Source organism: Mycobacterium sp. (genome assembly GCF_025965855.1).
Classification (GTDB): Bacteria; Actinomycetota; Actinomycetes; order Mycobacteriales; family Mycobacteriaceae; genus Mycobacterium.
In genome coordinates this window covers 1-17411 of the sequence record NZ_JAOPWB010000237.1, presented here as the reverse complement: position 1 = coordinate 17411, position 17411 = coordinate 1, and the positions used below count along the sequence as shown (strand labels likewise).

The window sequence follows — 17411 nt, the reverse complement described above, 5'->3', positions numbered from 1 at the left end:
TCCTTGGTCCTTTAAAAGCGGAAGTCAGCTGTTCGGCCCGCCGAGACGCGCCCGCAGCAGCGTGCTGCGGACGGCCTCGTCGTCCAGGTCGTCGGGGACGGGGCGGCCCAATCGGGCCATTTCGTCGCGGTTGTTCACGGCGTCTACCCGCCAGCCGTGGTCGGTCAGCCACTGAGCGGCGTCGGTGCGATCGGGCTCGTGATAGGTCAGCGCCTGGACGTTGACGTCCAGACCCAGTCGCTCCCGCATTCGCAGCCAGCGCTGGGAATTGCTTCGCGAGTTCATGCCGAACGCCTCGATGGCCACCCGGCTGCCCGGCGCGCTGAGCGCAGTGAACATTTCGAACAGCCGGTCCTGGGCGTCGCTCGGCAGGTATGGCAGCAACCCCTCGGCAAGCCACGCCGTGGGTTGGGTGCGGTCCAAGCCGGCGGCGGTCAGGGCCGTGGGCCAGTCGTCACGCAGATCCACCGGAACGGGGCGCCGGCTGGCGGTGGGAACCGCGCCGTGCTGTTCGAGGATCCCGGTCTTGTACTCCAGCACCTTGGGCTGGTCGATCTCGTAGACCGCCGTGCCCGGCGGCCAATTCAAGCGGTAGGCCCGCGAGTCCAGCCCGGCGGCCAGGATCACGACTTGCCCGATCCCGGCGCTGACGGCGTTGGAGAAGTACTCGTCGAAGAAGTGGGTGCGCACCGCCTGGTAGTCGATGCTGAGTCGGTGCGCGCGTTGTCCCTGCGGATCGCCGTCGAGCCAGGCCAGCGCTGCGTCGGCCAGTCGCGCCCACGCCGGACCCGCCGACGACACCAAGACGCGGGCAAACTCGTCGCGGATCAGCGGGTCGGGCCCGGCCGTTTCCGCCGCACGCGACGCCGCGACGCCCAGCGCGGTGGCGCCGACCAGTTCGGTGATGGCCCAGCTGTCACCGTCAGTCCGTATCGAAGGCGGTAACGAGGCATCCAGATCAGTCATGTCCCGACCATGCTACCGAGTAAGTTAGTTAGCCTATACGCTTTGTGCGCAACTTCACTGCGCCCGGCGCGGCGCCGAGCCGGTCAGACCTCGGGGCGCCAGAGAGCGCCTTCCAGCAGTCGCCGCAGCACGTCGCTGACGGCCAGCAATTCCTCGTAACTGCTGACATAGCCGGCATAGAACCCCACACCGCAGAGCAGGATGAGCAGCGTCTCGACCAATGCGGCGGGGTCGATATCGGTCGCGACTTCGCGGTGCTCGATCGCCTCGTTGACCGTCCACATCAAAAAATCGCGGCCCATTTTCACCGAATCGTTTTCGGCGGGGCTTAATTCGGGATGCCGTTGCGATTCCAGCACGGCGCTAATCAGAAACGCCGACACTGCGGGATTGTCGGAATTGGCACGCACCGCGGCGGTAATGAATGCCGTCAGCCGCCCGGTCAGCGTGGTCTCGCGCTTCGCTTCTCGAATGCCGGTCCCGATGACGAGAGCGTTTGTCTGCTGCAATACCTCCCGATACAGCAGCCGCTTGGTGGAAAAGTAATGGTTGATCGCCGGTCGAGTCAGGTCGGCGCGGGCCGCGATCGCCTGGAACGTCGCGCCGTCGTAACCACGTTCGCTAAATACCAGACGAGCCGCCTGCATAATCCGTTGGCGCGTCTCGTCTGCCTTGGCGGCGGGCGGACGTCCCGGCCGGCGACTCGCCGTTGGCGACATTACTGAATTGTGCCACCGCCGTGGTGCGGCATTAGCGCATTTGGCGGAATGCTGCCAAATTTTCCGGCTTGGTAGTCCTCTAGCGCCTCGACCAATTCCGCGCGAGTGTTCATCACGAAAGGCCCATAGTGGAATACCGGTTCGCGGATCGGCTGCCCGCCCAGCAGCAGCACGTCAATTGCCTCCTGATGGGCCCCCACGGTTATCCGGTCGCCCGGTCCGAGCAGGGCCAATTGCCCTGAGCGAATCGGATGGGAGACGGGACCGACATATCCGCTCCCGGACAGCACGTATACCAGCGCGTTGAAATCGCGCCGCCACGGAATGTTGAGCCGCGCCCCGTGTTCAATCGTCGCGTGCGCCAAGGTGATTGGGGTGTGGGTGATACCCGGGCCACGGTGACCGTCGATCTCGCCGGCGATGATGCGGAGCAGGGCTCCACCATCGTCCGACGCGAGCAATTTGGCGTCCCCGCCCTCGATGGCCTGATACCGGGGTGCCGCCAATTTGTCCCTCTTCGGCAAATTCACCCACAGCTGGATGCCGTGGAAGACGCCGCCGCTTTCCACCAGCTCGGCCGGCGGCGTCTCGATGTGCAGGATGCCCGAACCCGCCGTCATCCATTGCGTCGCGCCATCGGCGATCAGGCCGCCGCCGCCGTGCGAATCCTGGTGCGCGAATCTTCCGTCGATCATGTACGTGACGGTTTCGAACCCGCGGTGCGGGTGCCAATCGGTGCCTCTGGGCTCACCAGGCTGGTACTCCACCTCGCCCATCTGGTCCATATGCACGAAGGGATCCAGGGCGGCGGTGCTGACCCCGGCGAACGCGCGGACCACCGGAAAACCCTCGCCCTCGTGGCCTCGCGGGCCGGTGGTGATCGATCGGACCGGCCGTTCGGTCTCGGCCGGACCGGCGGCGCCGACGCGTGGCAGCGTCAGCGTGTCTGCGGTTACAGCAGGCATCTTTGTCTCCTCTTACGTCCTCGGTAGCGAATACCCGTATAACCGGACTGTGGTCCGGATATTCCCGAGCGTGCGCCCGGTGGTGCTGCATAAGATGGCTTGATGCTTGGGGTCAGGCGCGCGCCGTGAGCGAACCGGCGGACGACGAACCCCATCCCGCGGAGGCCCCGGCCCGCGCCGCCGGCGGCCGCTTCGGGGCATCGATCCGCAAGTCGGGCTACCTGCAGAAGTGGCTGCTGCTGGGTGTCACGATCGGCGTCATCGCCGGCCTGGGAGCGGTCGTCTTCTATCTGGCGCTGAAGTACACCACCGAGTTCCTGCTCGGCTACCTCGCGGACTACCACACCCCGACGCCCGTCGGGGAGGGCGGCAGCCACGGGTCGGCGGGCTTTAACCGGGCGTGGGCGATCCCGTTGGTGACGACGGGCGGAGCGTTGCTGTCCGCGTTGGTCGTGACGAAGCTGGCCCCGGAGGCCACCGGCCACGGCACCGACGAAGCCATCGAGGCGGTACATTCCGATCCCCGCGCCATCCGCTTCCGGGCGGTGCTGGTCAAGATGGTGGCCAGCGCGCTGACCATCGGATCGGGCGGCTCGGCCGGACGCGAAGGCCCGACAGCGCAAATCTCCGCCGGCTTCTGCTCCTTGCTCACCCGGCGGCTGAACCTGTCCGACGAGGACGGCCGGACCGCGGTGGCGCTGGGTATCGGAGCCGGCATCGGCGCGATCTTCGCCGCGCCCCTGGGCGGGGCGGTGCTGGCCGCTTCGATCCCCTACCGCGACGACTTCGACTATCGCAGCCTGTTGCCCGGTTTCATCACCTCGGGGACGGCATACGCGGTGCTCGGGGCTTTCCTGGGCTTCGATCCGCTGTTCGGCTATATCGACGCCGAGTACCGGTTCGAGAAGGCCTGGCCCCTGCTGTGGTTCGTGGTGATCGGTTTGGTCGCGGCGTCGGTCGGCTATCTGTATGCCCGGACCTTCCACGCCTCGGTGCGGCTCACCTACCGGCTGCCCGGCGGGCCAGTGCTCAAGCCGGCGTTGGGCGGACTCCTCGTCGGCCTGCTGGGGCTGCTGATCCCCCAGATCCTGAGTAGCGGCTATGGCTGGGCGCAGCTGGCGGCCGACCGCACATCGCTGATGGCGATCCCGTTGTGGATCGTCCTCGTCCTGCCGATCGCCAAGATCGTCGCCACGTCGCTGTCGATCGGCACCGGCGGATCCGGCGGGCTGTTCGGCCCGGGGATCGTGATCGGCGCCTTCGTGGGAGCCGCCGTATGGCGGCTGGGCGAGCTGTCGGGCGTGCCCGGGGTGCCGCACGAGCCCGGGATCTTCGTCGTGGTCGGGATGATGGCTTGCTTCGGCAGCGTCGCCCGCGCCCCGCTGGCGATCATGATCATGGTCGCGGAGATGACCGGCTCGTTTTCGGTGGTGCCGGGCGCGATCCTGGCCGTCGGGATAGCGGCGTTGGTGCTGTCGCGCACCAACGTCACGATCTACGAGGCGCAGCGGCTGACCCGGGAGACCGCCGAGGCCGAGCGCACGCGCCAAGCCGCAGCGGTCGCCGACGGTGAACTGCCCCCCAATAGCTAGGACTTGCGGCGAGCGGTGCTCGCGGCGGCCTTTTCGGTGCTCTTGCCCTCGTGGGTCAGCTTGCCCCCGGCGCTTTCCAGGTGCGCCCGGACGAACCATTGGAACTTCTCCAGTCGACCCGCCTGCCCGATCAACAGGTCCTGGGTCACCTGGTCGAGTTGGTCTGTCTCGTCGATGGATTGGCGGATGTCCTCGATGACGCCGTTGTAGACCAGATCCAGCGCGGCCAGATGCGCCTGGACCGTGTCCCGGCCGACGGAATAGTCGTCCCAGGAACGATCCTTGATGATCGCGCCCGGCGTACCCTGCGGCGAAGCACCAAGCGCCGCAATGCGTTCGGCGACGTCGTCGGCAAAGTCACGCACCGCTTCCACCTGCGGATCGATCATCTCGTGCACACCGATGAAGTTCGGACCCACCACGTTCCAGTGGATGTGCTTCAACGTGAGATGAAGATCGTTGTAGGTGCTCAGTTGCCGTTGCAGCAGTTCGGTGAGCCGCGCCGCCTGCTTGTCGGTCAATCCCGGAATGGTGAACTGAGTCATTGCTTTTTCCTGGCTTCCTTCTCTGCGGTTCGCACACGGTAATTGCCTTGCTGGGTACCCGATGGCCAACCTGGAAAACACGACAGGTCAGAGTGTGTGGATTTGCTGCACCGGTAGCCGGGCGCCGCGCCGCGGTTCGTATGCCAGCCCGCTGGCCTCGAGCAACCGAACCACCCGGTGGCGGTGCGGTCGCATCGGTTCGAGTAGTTCGAGCATCACCGCGTCGTCGACGGGGCGGCCCAGCAGCGTCCAGCCGATCATCTTCGGGATGTGGTAGTCGCCCACCGACACGGCGTCGGCGTCACCGAATGCGCGCTGCGCGGTTTCGGCGGCGGTCCACTCACCCACTCCCGGCAGGGACGTCAACGCCTGGCGGGCCTGTTCCACCGGCCGTGATACCAGCCGTTCCAGCGAGGCCGCCCGTCGCGCACAAGTCACCACGGTCTGCGCCCGTCTCGGGTCGACGTTGGCGCGATGAAACTCCCACGACGGGATGTGCCGCCACGCCTCGGCCGACGGCGGTATCCGCATCCCGGCCGGCGCCGGCCCGGGCGCGGGCGTCCCGTGCTTGGACACCAATACACGCCATGACCGAAACGCGTCGGCGCCGGGCACCCGCTGCTCGATGATCGCCGGGATCAGGGCTTCCAGTACCCGTCCGGTTCGGCCCAGCCGCAGGTGCGGCACGCGTCGGTGGGCGGCGGCAACGATCGGGTCGAGCGGTTCGAAGTCCGAAGCGTCGTCGTCGGCGCCCAGCATCGCGGGCAGCATCTCGATGAACTCCTGCGCGCCGCCGCCCCAAGCCACGCAATGGGCCGCGTTGGCGGCCGCGCGGTCGATCCGCGCCGTGACGGGCCCACTGGGCAGCAGGCTGGTTCGCCAGATGGTGCCGTCACCAGGGACCCGGAAGCACGGATCCCGAGGGCCCCTGCGCAAGGGCGCCAACGTATGCCCGAAGCTGGCCGCCCCGGGGAACGTGACAGTTCGCGCGCTCTTCACCAACTAACTCTTCATTCCCGACAAGTCACAGCCAGCTCTACGGGCCGTGCCGATTGACCGTTAACTGTTCCCCAAGACACTATTGCGTTGTGATGACGCCATTCGATGGCCCGCACACAGAGCTCGCCTGGATGTTCTTGCAGAGCTTGAGCGAGGGCGGCGACTTAGATGAGGGCTTCGCGTTGCTGAGCGACGACTTCACGTACTGGAGCCTTTTCACCCGCATATCCTTCGACAAGGCAACGTTGCGGCACTCGATCGATTGGCGCAAACAGACCTTGGAGCTCAACGTCGATCTGCGCCGCTGCTTCACGGAGGGCGACACGGTGGTGGTGGAAGCCAACGCATCCGGCACAACCACCGACGGCGTCGAATACGACAGCCCCTTCGTGTGCATCTTCGAGACCCGCGACGGGCAGATCGTCTCGATGCGCGAATACAGTGACACCCGCGCGCAGGCCCGGGCGCTGCCCCATTCACCCAGTGGGGGCTAAGCCCCTACCGAGCCGAGACGCTGATGTCCGCCTTGTTGGGGTAGAACGCGACGTGCCCGGCGATCGCCGCAACGGCCGGGTAGGGCTGCTCGTACGTCCAGATCACATCGTCGACGGTCTCGCCGGCCGAGGTGGTCACGCTGTAGTAGCTGGCGTCACCCTTGAACGGGCAGTAGGTGCTGGTGTCGGTGCGGGTCAGCCGGTCGGAGATCACGTCGCCTGTCGGAATGTATTGCACCGCAGGTAAAGTCGCCTCGCGCAACTCCAGTGCCGCGGTCGTGTCCGCGACGAGCTCGCCGTTGACACGGACCTGCACCCGTCCCTTCGTCGGCTCGATGGTGATCGGGTGCCCGGCGCTCGGTTCCAGGACTTGCCGGTGGGCCATGGTCGATACCTCCTCAGACGCGGATGCTGGGTGTAACGCCGGCCCGCGCTCAACACTTCCCGATCAGGCCGGCCCGAATGCGTAGCGGTGGTATTGCACCATGTCGGCCGGGGCGGGAACCAGCGAGATGACCCGCTCATCGCTCGCTGGCGCGCGGCAGCCGCTCGAGGCTGCACGGCAAGAAATTGGCAGCATGGTCTGCGGGGGCCCGTGGAGGTCGACCGGAATGTGTTCCACCGGGCCGAGCCTATTCGGCCGGTGCGGCCGTGCTGTCCTGCGTGTCTTTCCGAGCGGTCTGCGCGCTCTTCAGTGCCGCCCAGAACCGGGCCGCCTCCCGGATGGATTCCTCCACCGGGCGGGGCTGCCAGCCCAGTTCCCGCTTCGCCTTGCCGCTATCGACCTCGGCTTCGGCGCGCATCATGCGCACCGACTTGAGGCTGAGTTCGGCGTCCTTGCCGGTGAGCCGGGCCCTCAGGGTGCCCATCGCGGCCAGGGCATACAGCGTCGGCACCGAGATCGTGCGTTGCGGCGGTGGCACGCCGGCCTCGTCGGCCGCGATTCGCACGACATCATTCAGCGCGATCATCCGCTCGGAGACCAGGTACCGCTCGCCGATGCGGCCGCGCTCGGCGGCCAGGATCATCGCCCGGGCGGCGTCGTCGACCCCGACGACCTCCAGCTGGATGCCGTTCATCAGGAAGGGAAGCTTGCCGAACACCGCGCCGGCGATGAAGGCGCCATGCGGAGTGCCTCCCCAGTCCCCGCTGCCGTACGTCGTCGAGACGCACATCGCGACGGCGGGTAGCCCCGCCTCGGCCACGTATCGCATCACCAGATTTTCGGCCTCGACCCGGGATTGGACGTAGGGGGTCAGTCCGCGTGGATCGACGGTGTCTTCTTCGGTCGCCACGTGCCCGTGTCGCCGGCCCACCGTCGCGTAGGTGCTGGTGAAGACGAACCTGCGCAAGCTCGGGTCTTTGACGGCGACGTCGAGGACGTTGCGCAGCCCCTCCGCGTTGGTCCGGAACAACGGCGACGGGTCGCGCAGCCAGGCCCGGGTGTCGACGACGCAGTAGTAGACGTCGTCGACGCCGTCCATCGCCTCGCGCAGCGCGTCGGTATCGAACACGTCGCCGTGAATTCGGGTGACCTGCAGGTCGTCGATGCTGCGGGTGTTGGCGGTCGGGCGCACCATCGCCCGCACTTGGGCGCCGCCGGCGACGAGCTGGCGGGTCACGTGCGAACCCAGAAAGCCGTTGGCGCCGATGACCAGTTTGGGTTTCGTGCTCACTTACGATCCTCCGTATTGCTGCATCCAGCGCGCCGCGTCCTCGTCGAGGGTGCCCAGCGCCTGCGCCTTGCGGCACCATTTCATCCCCGCCTTCAGGAAGCGCAACGGGTTGTAGATGTCTTCTTCACGGCTCCACTGGCCGTCGCCGGCGTAGGTGATGATCGTGAGGTTGGTCGCGGTGATGACGCTACCGTCGCCGGGGTCGCGCATCGGGTTGTCCAGTTCGAGGATGACCCGCCCGGTGGCCTCGTCGATGACCGACCACAACGTCGGGAACGCGATCATGTGGCTGCCCGGGAAGGTCGTCATCGTTTGCTTGATCCAATCGCGCACCTCGTCGCGGCCGTGCATGGTTCCCGCCGCGTGCTCGATGTACTCGACATCGGGCGTGTACTGCTCGACCCAGGCGTCCCAATCCCGGGTTTCGGCGGCCCGGGCAACCGTTTCCTCGAATTTCTCGAAGGCGGCGGCCAGTTCGCTACGGGAGAACGAACGGGTAGTCACTTCGCGGCGCCATTGCAGCTCATCGGCGGAGTGTAGCGTGGGCTCCATCTGGGCGCGGTCGTGGCCGATCGGAAAGGCAAGCAATGACAGATCCTCAAAAAGCGATCCTCGCCGGCGGCTGCTTCTGGGGCATGCAGGACCTGATCCGCAAACAACCCGGCGTGATCTCGACCCGGGTGGGCTACAGCGGCGGAGACGTCCCCAACGCGACCTACCGGAATCACGGCACGCACGCCGAGGCCATCGAAATCATCTACGACCCGACGGTCACCGATTACCGCACCGTGCTCGAGTTCTTCTTCCAGATCCACGATCCGACAACGAAAGACCGGCAGGGCAACGACGTGGGGCTCAGCTACCGGTCGGCGATCTTCTACCTCGACGACGAGCAGAAGCGGATCGCGCTGGACACCATCGCCGATGTGGAGGCGTCGGGACTATGGCCCGGCAAGGTCGTGACCGAGGTCAGCCCGGCCGGGGATTTCTGGGAGGCCGAGCCCGAGCATCAGGACTACCTGCAGCGCTACCCCAACGGGTACACGTGCCACTACGTGCGGCCAGGCTGGAAGTTGCCGCGCCGGGCCACCGCCGCCAACTGATTGAGTCCCCGTTGGTTCATCGCCGGTGGACCACGATGCGCCCGCCATTCTTGGGGGTGTAGGCGACACCGCGGCAGTGCCAACGCTCTCCCGGCGCCGTGGTGGTCTCAATTGCGAAGTGGCGCAACACCGTTCGTAGCACCACGTCCATCTCCATGTTGGCGAATGCGGCTCCGACGCAGCGGCGGGTCCCGCCGCCGAACGGGATCCACGCGAAGGTGGACGGCTTGTTCCCGATGTAGCGTTGCGGGTCGAAGCGCTCCGGGTCGGGATAGATGTCTGGATTGTCGTGGATCTGCGCGATGCTCACGATGATCGAATCCCCTTGGGAGAGGACCCATTCGCCGAGTTGGAAGGCGGGAGGATAGACGTGGCGGGCCGCGAAATCGATGACGGTCCTGGCCCGCTGGACCTCCAGGATCGTCGCCTGGCGCAGCTCGCCGCCGTCGTTGTCGGCCTCCTCGACCAGGGCGGACAGCACCTCCGGGTGCCGGATCAGCCGCTCGAACGCCCAGCCCAGCGTGGAAGCGGTGGTTTCATGGCCGGCGGCCAGCAATGCGAGCAGCTCGTCGCCGATGTCCTTGCGCGACATCGTCGAACCATCGTCGTAGGTGCTGCGCAGCATCAACGCGAGCACATCGGTGCGTCCGGCGAAGTTCGGATCCGCATGCTCGGCGGCAATCAGCTTGTCGATGACGACGTCGTATTGGCGCCGCCACTCGGCCAGTCGGCCCCAAGGGCTGAACCGGCCATATGTCCGTTCGGGTTTCGGCACCGCGGCCAACCGCGAGCCCAGGGTGACCCACGGCGGAATGATCCGGCGCAGCTCATCGAGTTCGGCGCCGTCGGCCCCGAAGACCGCTCGCAGGATGGCGTTGAGCGTGATGTGCATCATCGACGGCAGCGTCGGGAAAGGCCTGCCTTCCGGCCAATTGGCCGTCTCGCGCAGGGTCTCCTCTTCGATGATGGCCTCGTAGTTCTTCATCCTCTTGCCGTGGAACGGCGGCGCCAACAAGCGCCGCCGCCGGCGGTGATCGTCGCCGTCGAGCCCGAACACCGAGCCTGAGCCGAACATGCGGCTCAGGTTGGGCTGGATGTTTCCGAGCTCCTCCGGGCTGGTCGTAAAGATCTGCTTAGCCAGCTGCGGGTCGCCGACGATCACGACGCGACCGTAGATCGGGATGTTCAGCGTGAACACGTTGCCGTGGCGGCGCGCCAGGCGGTTGATCATCCCGCGCCGCGAACTCGCAAAGATCATGCCGCACAACAGCTTCGGAATTCGGGCCGCAGGGGGGAGCCTGACTGCCGGGGGCGCCGGCGGGGCAGTGACTACTTCGCTCATGGCGTTGCTGCTCCCCTTCTACCCCTCGGATCCAGGGGTGGTACCGCGGTGTACCAAAACCTTTCCCGATACGGTACTCTGTGGTACCAAGCCTGACAAGGTGCCGTATTCGCCGAAGGGGGCGCCGCCCATGACATCAGCGGCGACAGCAGCGGCCGACGACGCGGTCCTCGGCGCGCCCCTGGCCAAGCCGGATGCGTTTCGGCTCCGGCTGCTCGACGGCCTCGCCACCTCGATCGGTGAGCGCGGGTACCGGACCAGCACGGTCGCCGACATCGTCCGCCACGCCCGCACGTCCAAGCGCACCTTTTACGACCAGTTCGCCAGCAAGGAAGAGTGCTTCCTGGAACTCCTGCGGACCGACATCGAGAAGCTCGGCGAGCACATCGGCGTGGCCGTCGACCCAGAGGCCGACTGGCACCGGCAGATTCGTCAGGCCGTCGAGGCCTACGTCGGATACATCGAGGCCCGCCCGGCCGTTACCCTGAGCTGGATTCGTGAGCTTCCGTCGCTGGGTGGCGTCGCTCGCCCAGTCCAGCGTCGCGGGCTGCAGTTGTTGTCCAACCTGCTGATCGACCTCAGCGCCAGTCCGGGCTTCCGGCGCGCCAAGCTGCCGCCGTTGACCGCACCGCTGGCCGTGATCCTGTTGGGCGGCCTGCGCGAACTGACCGCGCTGGCCGTCGAGGATGGCCGACCCGTGCGAAGCATCGTGGAACCGGCCGTCGACGCCTCCGTAGCCCTGCTCGGCCCGCGACACTAGGCTCGTCGCCGACCCCCGACAAAACTTGGAGGACGCGATGCGGCTGTCGACCCGCAACCAACTCAAGGGAACCATCACGAGATCGATCTCGGCAGCGTGATGGCGATCGTCAAGGTGAAGCTCGACGGCGGCGACCAGATCGTCACGTCCTCGGTCACCAAGGACGCCGCGACCGACCTCGGACTGGCGGTCGGTCAGCCGGCGACGGTGTTCATCAAGTCCACGGAGGTCGCCATCGGCGTCGAGTGACCTCGAAAAGCGCAGCAGCGATTTAGGTTTCGGCGCGCAGGAAGGCCCTGAGGCGATCGAGGACCAGCTCGGGCCGCTCCTCGACGATCCAGTGACCGGCGCCTTCGACGATCTCGACCTCGAAATCGCTGATGCGGTCGGCATATCCGTCCAGCAGATCCACTGTGAGCACCGGATCTTTCGTGCCACTCAGCCAGCGGACCGGCACGTCGACTCGGGCGTCGTTATATTCGCCGCGCAGCCAGCGGAACAGCTCCGTGCTCAGAAAGGTGCGATACCACCGGGAACCCGCCAGCGCGTGCCCGGGCTGGCGCATGCACTCGATGTAGAAGCGGACATCGTCGTCCGGCACCAGGTAGCCTCCGCCGACCCACGACGCCAGAGTCCGGTAGAACCGGGCTTTGGGATCGCCGACCACCCGCGGGCCGATCACCGGCAGCGATATCGGGACTTGGTACCAGAACCGCCAGACGTTGCGGAGCAGCTTGAGCTCGGGCTTGGTCCATGGCCCGGAGGTATTCATTCCGAAAAACCCGGTGACCTTCTCCGGATGGCGCAGCATCATGATGAACGCGACCGGCCCGCCCCAGTCATGGGCGGCAAGTTTGACGGTCGCGACGCCCAAGCGATCCAGGACCGCGGCCAGGTCGTCGGCCATGTCGTTCTTGAGGTACCTGGACGGCGGCGCCGAGCTCCACCCCGCGCCGCGCAGGTCGGGGCACAGCACGCGATAGCCCTCGGCGGCCAGCGGACCGATCAGTTCGTGCCATTCCCACCAGTTCTGGGGAAAGCCGTGCACCAGCATCACCGCCGGACCATGGGCCGGACCGGCATCCGCGACGTGGATGGTCACACCATCCCCGAGCTCGATGTACCTGTGTTCGACACCTTCCAGCGCGGGCATAGCGACCATGTGTTGAGAAGGTACGCGATGCCCGCCCAACCGGATCAAGCCAGGAACCGTTCTACATAGGGCGCGAAGCGCGCCCGCAGGCTGTCCTCGGTGAGCCCGAACATCTCGGACGACGTTTCGACGTTTCCCAGCCGGCCGCGCTGATGGGCCGCCAGGTAATCGGCGACGGCCCCACGCGCTTGTTCGGTGAACGGTTCGCCGGCCAACGCGTACACCCGCCCGGCGACGCCGAGTTCGTCGGCCATGAATCGGTCGAATCGGATGTCGATCGAGCGTTCGGGACCGATCGTGTCGCGCTCGCGGACCAGGGCGGTCAGCAACTGATCGAGACGGTCGACCCAGTATTCCGCGATCTCCCGCACCGGCACCGGCGAACGGTGCATGCGCGCGGAGTAGGTGATCATCGCGATCATCGACAGCGCCACCGGGACCGGGTCGCGGTGGGTGAACACGACGATGCTGCCAGGGAAAACCCGATCGAGCACCGGCACCTGCTCGAGGTGCTGGGGCGACTTGAGCAGCCAGCGCCGCCCGCCACCCAGAAATTGCATGGCCTTGAGTTGGCGGGCGAGGTACTCGTAGTGGGGCGTCTGGTCGTGCGCCTGGTAGTAGTCGCGCCAGCGCGGCACGTCGGCCAGCGTCTCGAAGAGCATCGTCGAAAAGTCGTTGGCCAGCAATTGGATTTCTTCGTGGACGTGATCACTGGTCATCTCGTGCATCAGCGGGAAATACGGCAGCACGGTGTTGATGACCCCGACCCCGACGTCCATCCGGATCCTGCGCGGATCCGGCTCGAGTCCCGCCTCCCGCGGCAGCGGGAACGGTTCGACACTTTCCCAGTACGGCATGGTGCGGAAGGTGGGCGCCGCCGCCAGCAGGTTGTGCAAATGAGTGGTGCCCGTGCGGGGCAGGCCGGCGATCACGATCGGCGGCTGCAGTTCGATGTCATCGATTTCGGGGTGCCTGCTCAGGAGGTCGGCGAACAGGAGCCGGTTCTTGAGCAACTGCAGCAGCTGTGCGTAGAAGTTGACCGCGCCGGCGGCGTGCAACCCGTCGATGTCGCGCAGCGCGGCGAGGTAGACGCCGAGCCGTTCTCGGTAATCGTCGGGACCGAAATCGTGCAGGCCGGTGTCGGCAGTGGCCCTAGCGTGCAGCGAATCGGCATCCAGGGGGCAGTCCGCGGCCATCGCGGTCATCATGTCCAGGATCTGCTGGGCCTCGGCGCCGAACCGGGGCTGGGCCAGGTCTTCCAGACGAACGGGGTGGCGGACGACGCCGGTGTCGGTCATCCGACTTATGTTACTCTGAGTTTCGTAATGGTTGTTGATTTTGGCCGGCCCCGCGACCCGCGTATCGACGGTGCGGTGCTTCGCGCGACGGTCGATTTGCTCGCCGAAACCGGCTACTCCGGGCTGCTGGTCTCCGCCATCGCCGAGCGGGCCGGCACCAGCAAGCCCGCGATCTACCGGCGCTGGCCGAGCAAGGCGCACCTCGTGCACGAGGCGGTGTTCCCGATCGGCGCGGCCACCGAAACCCCGGACAGCGGAGGGCTGTGCGACGACCTGCGCGAGATGGTGCGCCGCACGATGGCCGTCCTGACCACGCCGGCGGCCAGGGCGGCCCTGCCGGGACTCGTCGGCGAGATGGCGGCGGATCCGACGCTGCATTCGGCGCTGTTGGAGCGGTTCGGCGACATCATCACCGGCGGCCTCGCCGAGCGGCTGGAGCGCGCCGCGGCCCGCGGCGAGGTGCGGGCCGACATCACCGCCGCCGAACTGGCCTCCGCGATGGCCGGCATCACGTTGCTGAGCCTGCTCACCCGTCCCACCGAACTCGACGACGCCTGGGTCGACCGCACGACGATGTTGCTCCTGAAGGGAATCAGCGCATGACCCACGAATCGACGGCCGCGTGGCAGGAGCTGCTCGCGGCGCTCGGCACCCTCGACCGCTCCTTCCTCGAGGGCGACCGCGCCGTCACCGACGACCGCCACATCGCCGACGGCTACCGCACGCTGGCCATCACGCTGGGCGTCGCCTTGGACGCCTACCTGTTCCCCGAGCCCGGCCGGCCACAGTTCGTCGCGGTGAACACGCCGTTCCGCCGGGACCGTCGATGGGGCGGCGACAACACCGACGCCTACTACTTCCTGTGCCCGGTCGATCCGAAGCGGCGCTACCGCATCAGTGGCAATCGCGGTGACAGCGTGTACTTTTCGGTGACGGCCTACAACGAACCGTCGCCCGGCGCCTGGTCGGACCGGGTCGTCGCGATCGTCCGGGACAGCGATCTCGACGTCGACGCCGACGGCAACTTCAGCTTCGAATTCCCCCCGACGCCGGACGCGGCCGTGCTGATGACCCGCGACTACCAAGCCGACCCGCTGACCGGGCGCCCGGTTGTCTGGAATATCGAGGCGCTCGGCGAGCCGGATCCGATACGACATGGCGACGCCGAGACCGCCGCAAGCCTGCGGGCTGCGGCCACCTGGCTGCGCACCATGTTTGCCATCGTGCCGTTGGCCGTCGGGACGCGGGTGGACGGGGAGTACGCGCTGGGGCACGAGACCGCCCACGCCGCAAACGAATTCGCCGATCCCTATCAGGTGCCCGACGCCAACTTCGGCTGGTCGGCGCGCGATGCGTGCTATTCCTACGGCAGTTTCGTGCTCGGCGACGACGAAGCGCTGGTCATCACGCACCGACCGCCACCGTGCCGGTTCTGGAACATGGTCGTGTGGAACCAATTCATGGCCACCTATGGCGCCGCCGATGCCCGGTGCTCCGTCAATGGCAACAGCGCCGTGCCCAACAGTGATGGCTCGGTGACGGTCGTGGTGTCCCGTGGCATGGCGGCCCACCCGAACTCACTGACCACGCTGGGCTATCCGCAAGGCAACCTCGCCTTCCGGTGGTTTCTGGCGGACGGGGTGCCGGAGCGGCCCGAGGTGAAACTCGTGAAGTTATCGGAAGCCCCCGCAGCGGTGCACTGAATCTCCTGAGGGTGCGGGGGCCAATCTATCCGCGGGCTGGACCATGAAATGCGAGAATGGTCGCGTGAGCGACGGGCGCGTACGGTATGCGCGCAACGGGGATGTCCGGCTGGCGTACCGCGAGTTCGGGGATGGTGACACCACACTCATTTGGATCCCGGGTTGGTTCAGCAACGTGGAGATGTACGACGACCCGGCAAGCCCGTTCACAGCCGTCATCGAACAACTGGCTCAAGTCCTGCGGGTCATCGTCTGGGACAAACGCGGCACGGGCCTTTCAGATCCGGCCGCCCACGTCCCGCCACTCGAAGAGCGCATGGATGATCTCCATGCAGTTCTCGATGCTGTCGGGGTCGATCGTCCGGCCCTCTTCGGCCAGTCCGAGGGTGGCCCGATGAGCCTTCTGTTCGCGGCGACATATCCAGAACGGGTCCGGTCACTGGTGATGTACGGAACGATGGCGCGGTTCTCTCGAGAATTGCCCGACCATCCATGGGGATTTACCGCCGAAGAGAAGGCCGTTCATCTGGAAGACATCGAAAGTCATTGGGGTGAAGGGGCGTTGGCTGAGGTGTTCTTTGGCGCCGCGATTGCCGACATACCAGGATTTCGCGACCTCTATGGGCGGTATCAACGAACAAGCGCCAGTCCGACGATGGCGTCGTGGCTGTGGCAGGCGCTCTTGGAGATAGACGTTCGCGGCGTTCTAGGTTCCATCCGCACCCCGTCTCTCGTCCTGGCGCGCCCGGGTGATCAAATGGCCCCGATTGACGGCGTTGCGGCGTTGGCCGCTGCAATTCCTGGAGCCGAGTTCAAGACGCTGGCCCCAGGGCCGCACGGGCTGATCGATGACACGCTGGGTTCGGCCATCCTCGATTTCGTGACCGGCAGGCCGAGTATTGCCGTCGACGAACGAGTGCTCAAGACGGTGCTGTTCACCGACATCGTCAGTTCCACCGAACTGCTCAGTGCTCGTGGTGATGCGCGGTGGCGACATCAGCTGGACGCACATGACAAGCTGGTCGACAGCATTCTGATGAAGTACAGCGGCAGCCGCGTCAAACACACGGGGGACGGCGTGTTCGCGCTGTTCGACGGCTCCACCAAGGCGGCCGGCTGCGGGCTCGAACTTGTGCCCGCGCTGGCTTCGCGCGGTATTTCCATTCGCGCCGGTATCCACGTGGGCGAATGCGAGCGTCGAGGCGGCGAGTGGAGCGGCATGGCGGTGCACATCGGTGCCCGCATAGGCGCGATGGCCGGACCCGACGAAGTGCTCACGAGTCGCACGGTGCGCGATCTTTCAGCCGGCTCAGGGCTGCACTTTGAAAGCCTCGGTCTCCGACAGCTCAAGGGCCTTGTCGAGGAAACGGAAGTTTTCCGCGTGACCAAGCGAACAGGCGTTCCGTTCTAACCCCGCAGCCGAATAACGTTGGTCGGACCGTGGTTTGGGCCGGCCATGGGCTCGGGGCTACTACCCCGGCAGATCAGTTCCTCGGATATCCCGCGCTGGGATGACGTGATCACGAGGCGACGATACCGGCCATCGCGACCATAGAGATCGTTTCCGCGCCCTGTTGAGATCTTCGGCTTCAGCGGTACATGAAGTGGCCCGATGCGATGCCTTGACGGCGATCGGGGAGCTCGACTGGCGCTCTCGAAATAGACAAGATATGAGGTTGCAAAACTTCGCCTCGGAGCCACCATGAGCGCCGCCGAATGCCGACATCGCTGTTGCCACTCCTCCGAGAAATTGGGTTCGGCTGCTGCCCCGGGGCTGCCGACACCGATCTTTCGAAGCTCCACTCGGCCCCATTGTCCAGGTTCACCGGCTCCACGTCGACGATCGACATCTGATCCATACCGCCCTCCCGGTGTCGCCTTTGACACGTCAGTTATGTGGCGGTTGTCTGAAATGAACTGGCAGAGCCAGCAATTCGGCCGCACCCCTGCGCGGGGAGCAACGAGTGCGTCATGACGGCGATGGGTGTCTGCCAGCAAAGCCCTCCCTGCGCCGAAGCACGGGAGCTGGAATTCGGTGTCCTTCCGGTGTCGCGTGACTTCAGTTAGACTGCGTTTCATTCCCAGCTTTGGCTGGC

General features: G+C 66.3%; 18 protein-coding genes and 1 pseudogene. 8 read left to right on the top strand and 11 right to left on the bottom strand.

Features of this window, described 5'->3' with window-relative positions:
* Positions 1-24: 24 nt before the first annotated feature.
* The 3 genes from JWP83_RS20120 to JWP83_RS20110 form a co-directional block, all read right to left on the bottom strand.
* The gene (locus JWP83_RS20120; RefSeq protein ID WP_297733631.1) at positions 25-966 is read right to left on the bottom strand and encodes a class I SAM-dependent methyltransferase; all 942 of its coding nucleotides are present in this window, start codon (positions 964-966) and stop codon (positions 25-27) included.
* A gap of 83 nt (positions 967-1049) precedes the next feature.
* Positions 1050-1685 (bottom strand): TetR/AcrR family transcriptional regulator, encoded by a 636-nt coding sequence (locus JWP83_RS20115; protein WP_297733628.1) that lies wholly within the window; start codon positions 1683-1685, stop codon positions 1050-1052.
* A complete protein-coding gene (locus JWP83_RS20110) occupies positions 1685-2650 on the bottom strand; it encodes a pirin family protein (protein WP_297733625.1) in 966 nt (321 codons plus the stop codon). The genes JWP83_RS20115 and JWP83_RS20110 overlap by 1 nt, the downstream gene beginning before the upstream one ends.
* A 125-nt stretch (positions 2651-2775) precedes the next feature.
* Here JWP83_RS20110 and JWP83_RS20105 point away from each other — a divergent pair, with 125 nt between their 5' ends.
* Positions 2776-4242, top strand: coding sequence for a chloride channel protein (locus JWP83_RS20105; protein WP_297733622.1), 1467 nt, complete (start codon positions 2776-2778; stop codon positions 4240-4242).
* On the opposite strand, the gene dps is transcribed toward JWP83_RS20105, so the two are convergent.
* Both dps and JWP83_RS20095 read right to left on the bottom strand, forming a co-directional pair.
* A complete protein-coding gene (dps, locus tag JWP83_RS20100; protein WP_297733619.1) occupies positions 4239-4787 on the bottom strand; it encodes a DNA starvation/stationary phase protection protein Dps in 549 nt (182 codons plus the stop codon). The genes JWP83_RS20105 and dps overlap by 4 nt on opposite strands.
* An 87-nt stretch (positions 4788-4874) precedes the next feature.
* Positions 4875-5789, bottom strand: coding sequence for a DNA-3-methyladenine glycosylase 2 family protein (locus JWP83_RS20095; RefSeq protein ID WP_297733616.1), 915 nt, complete (start codon positions 5787-5789; stop codon positions 4875-4877).
* An 86-nt stretch (positions 5790-5875) separates the two neighbouring features.
* On the opposite strand from JWP83_RS20095, the gene JWP83_RS20090 reads away from it, so the two are divergent.
* On the top strand, positions 5876-6280 hold the full coding sequence (locus JWP83_RS20090) for a nuclear transport factor 2 family protein (RefSeq protein WP_297733612.1): 405 nt from the start codon (positions 5876-5878) through the stop codon (positions 6278-6280).
* A gap of 4 nt (positions 6281-6284) precedes the next feature.
* On the opposite strand, the gene JWP83_RS20085 is transcribed toward JWP83_RS20090, so the two are convergent.
* The 3 genes from JWP83_RS20085 to JWP83_RS20075 all read right to left on the bottom strand — a co-directional run bounded on the left by JWP83_RS20085 (position 6285) and on the right by JWP83_RS20075 (position 8460).
* Positions 6285-6665 (bottom strand): DUF427 domain-containing protein, encoded by a 381-nt coding sequence (locus tag JWP83_RS20085; protein ID WP_297733609.1) that lies wholly within the window; start codon positions 6663-6665, stop codon positions 6285-6287.
* 247 nt (positions 6666-6912) lie between these two features.
* Complete coding sequence (locus JWP83_RS20080) at positions 6913-7956, bottom strand: NAD-dependent epimerase/dehydratase family protein (protein WP_297733606.1); 1044 nt, start codon at positions 7954-7956, stop codon at positions 6913-6915.
* Complete coding sequence (locus tag JWP83_RS20075; RefSeq protein ID WP_297733755.1) at positions 7957-8460, bottom strand: nuclear transport factor 2 family protein; 504 nt, start codon at positions 8458-8460, stop codon at positions 7957-7959. It abuts the gene before it with no gap.
* 83 nt (positions 8461-8543) lie between these two features.
* Between JWP83_RS20075 and msrA the strand changes: the two genes are divergently transcribed.
* Positions 8544-9059 carry a peptide-methionine (S)-S-oxide reductase MsrA gene (gene msrA / locus JWP83_RS20070; protein WP_297733603.1) on the top strand — a complete coding sequence of 172 codons (516 nt, stop codon included), beginning with the start codon at positions 8544-8546 and terminating at the stop codon, positions 9057-9059.
* 16 nt (positions 9060-9075) lie between these two features.
* On the opposite strand, the gene JWP83_RS20065 is transcribed toward msrA, so the two are convergent.
* Complete coding sequence (locus JWP83_RS20065) at positions 9076-10401, bottom strand: cytochrome P450 (RefSeq protein ID WP_297733600.1); 1326 nt, start codon at positions 10399-10401, stop codon at positions 9076-9078.
* Positions 10402-10531: 130 nt separating this feature from the next.
* Here JWP83_RS20065 and JWP83_RS20060 point away from each other — a divergent pair, with 130 nt between their 5' ends.
* Both JWP83_RS20060 and JWP83_RS20055 read left to right on the top strand, forming a co-directional pair.
* Positions 10532-11161 (top strand): TetR/AcrR family transcriptional regulator, encoded by a 630-nt coding sequence (locus tag JWP83_RS20060; protein WP_297733596.1) that lies wholly within the window; start codon positions 10532-10534, stop codon positions 11159-11161.
* Positions 11162-11198: 37 nt separating this feature from the next.
* Positions 11199-11410: pseudogene (locus tag JWP83_RS20055) on the top strand (molybdopterin-binding protein).
* Positions 11411-11432: 22 nt separating this feature from the next.
* On the opposite strand, the gene JWP83_RS20050 reads toward JWP83_RS20055, so the two are convergent.
* Together JWP83_RS20050 and JWP83_RS20045 are read right to left on the bottom strand one after the other, a co-directional pair.
* A complete protein-coding gene (locus JWP83_RS20050; protein WP_297733593.1) occupies positions 11433-12323 on the bottom strand; it encodes an alpha/beta fold hydrolase in 891 nt (296 codons plus the stop codon).
* Between the two features lie 35 nt (positions 12324-12358).
* Entirely contained in the window at positions 12359-13612 is a 1254-nt protein-coding gene (locus JWP83_RS20045; RefSeq protein ID WP_297733590.1) for a sulfotransferase, read from the bottom strand.
* 27 nt (positions 13613-13639) lie between these two features.
* Here JWP83_RS20045 and JWP83_RS20040 point away from each other — a divergent pair, with 27 nt between their 5' ends.
* From JWP83_RS20040 to JWP83_RS20030, 3 genes are all read left to right on the top strand, one after another.
* Positions 13640-14215 carry a TetR/AcrR family transcriptional regulator gene (locus JWP83_RS20040; RefSeq protein ID WP_297733586.1) on the top strand — a complete coding sequence of 192 codons (576 nt, stop codon included), beginning with the start codon at positions 13640-13642 and terminating at the stop codon, positions 14213-14215.
* Positions 14212-15315, top strand: a complete 1104-nt coding sequence (locus JWP83_RS20035; protein ID WP_297733583.1) for a DUF1214 domain-containing protein — start codon at positions 14212-14214, stop codon at positions 15313-15315. The genes JWP83_RS20040 and JWP83_RS20035 overlap by 4 nt, the downstream gene beginning before the upstream one ends.
* 64 nt (positions 15316-15379) lie before the next feature.
* On the top strand, positions 15380-16726 hold the full coding sequence (locus JWP83_RS20030; protein WP_297733580.1) for an adenylate/guanylate cyclase domain-containing protein: 1347 nt from the start codon (positions 15380-15382) through the stop codon (positions 16724-16726).
* Positions 16727-17411: the final 685 nt, after the last annotated feature.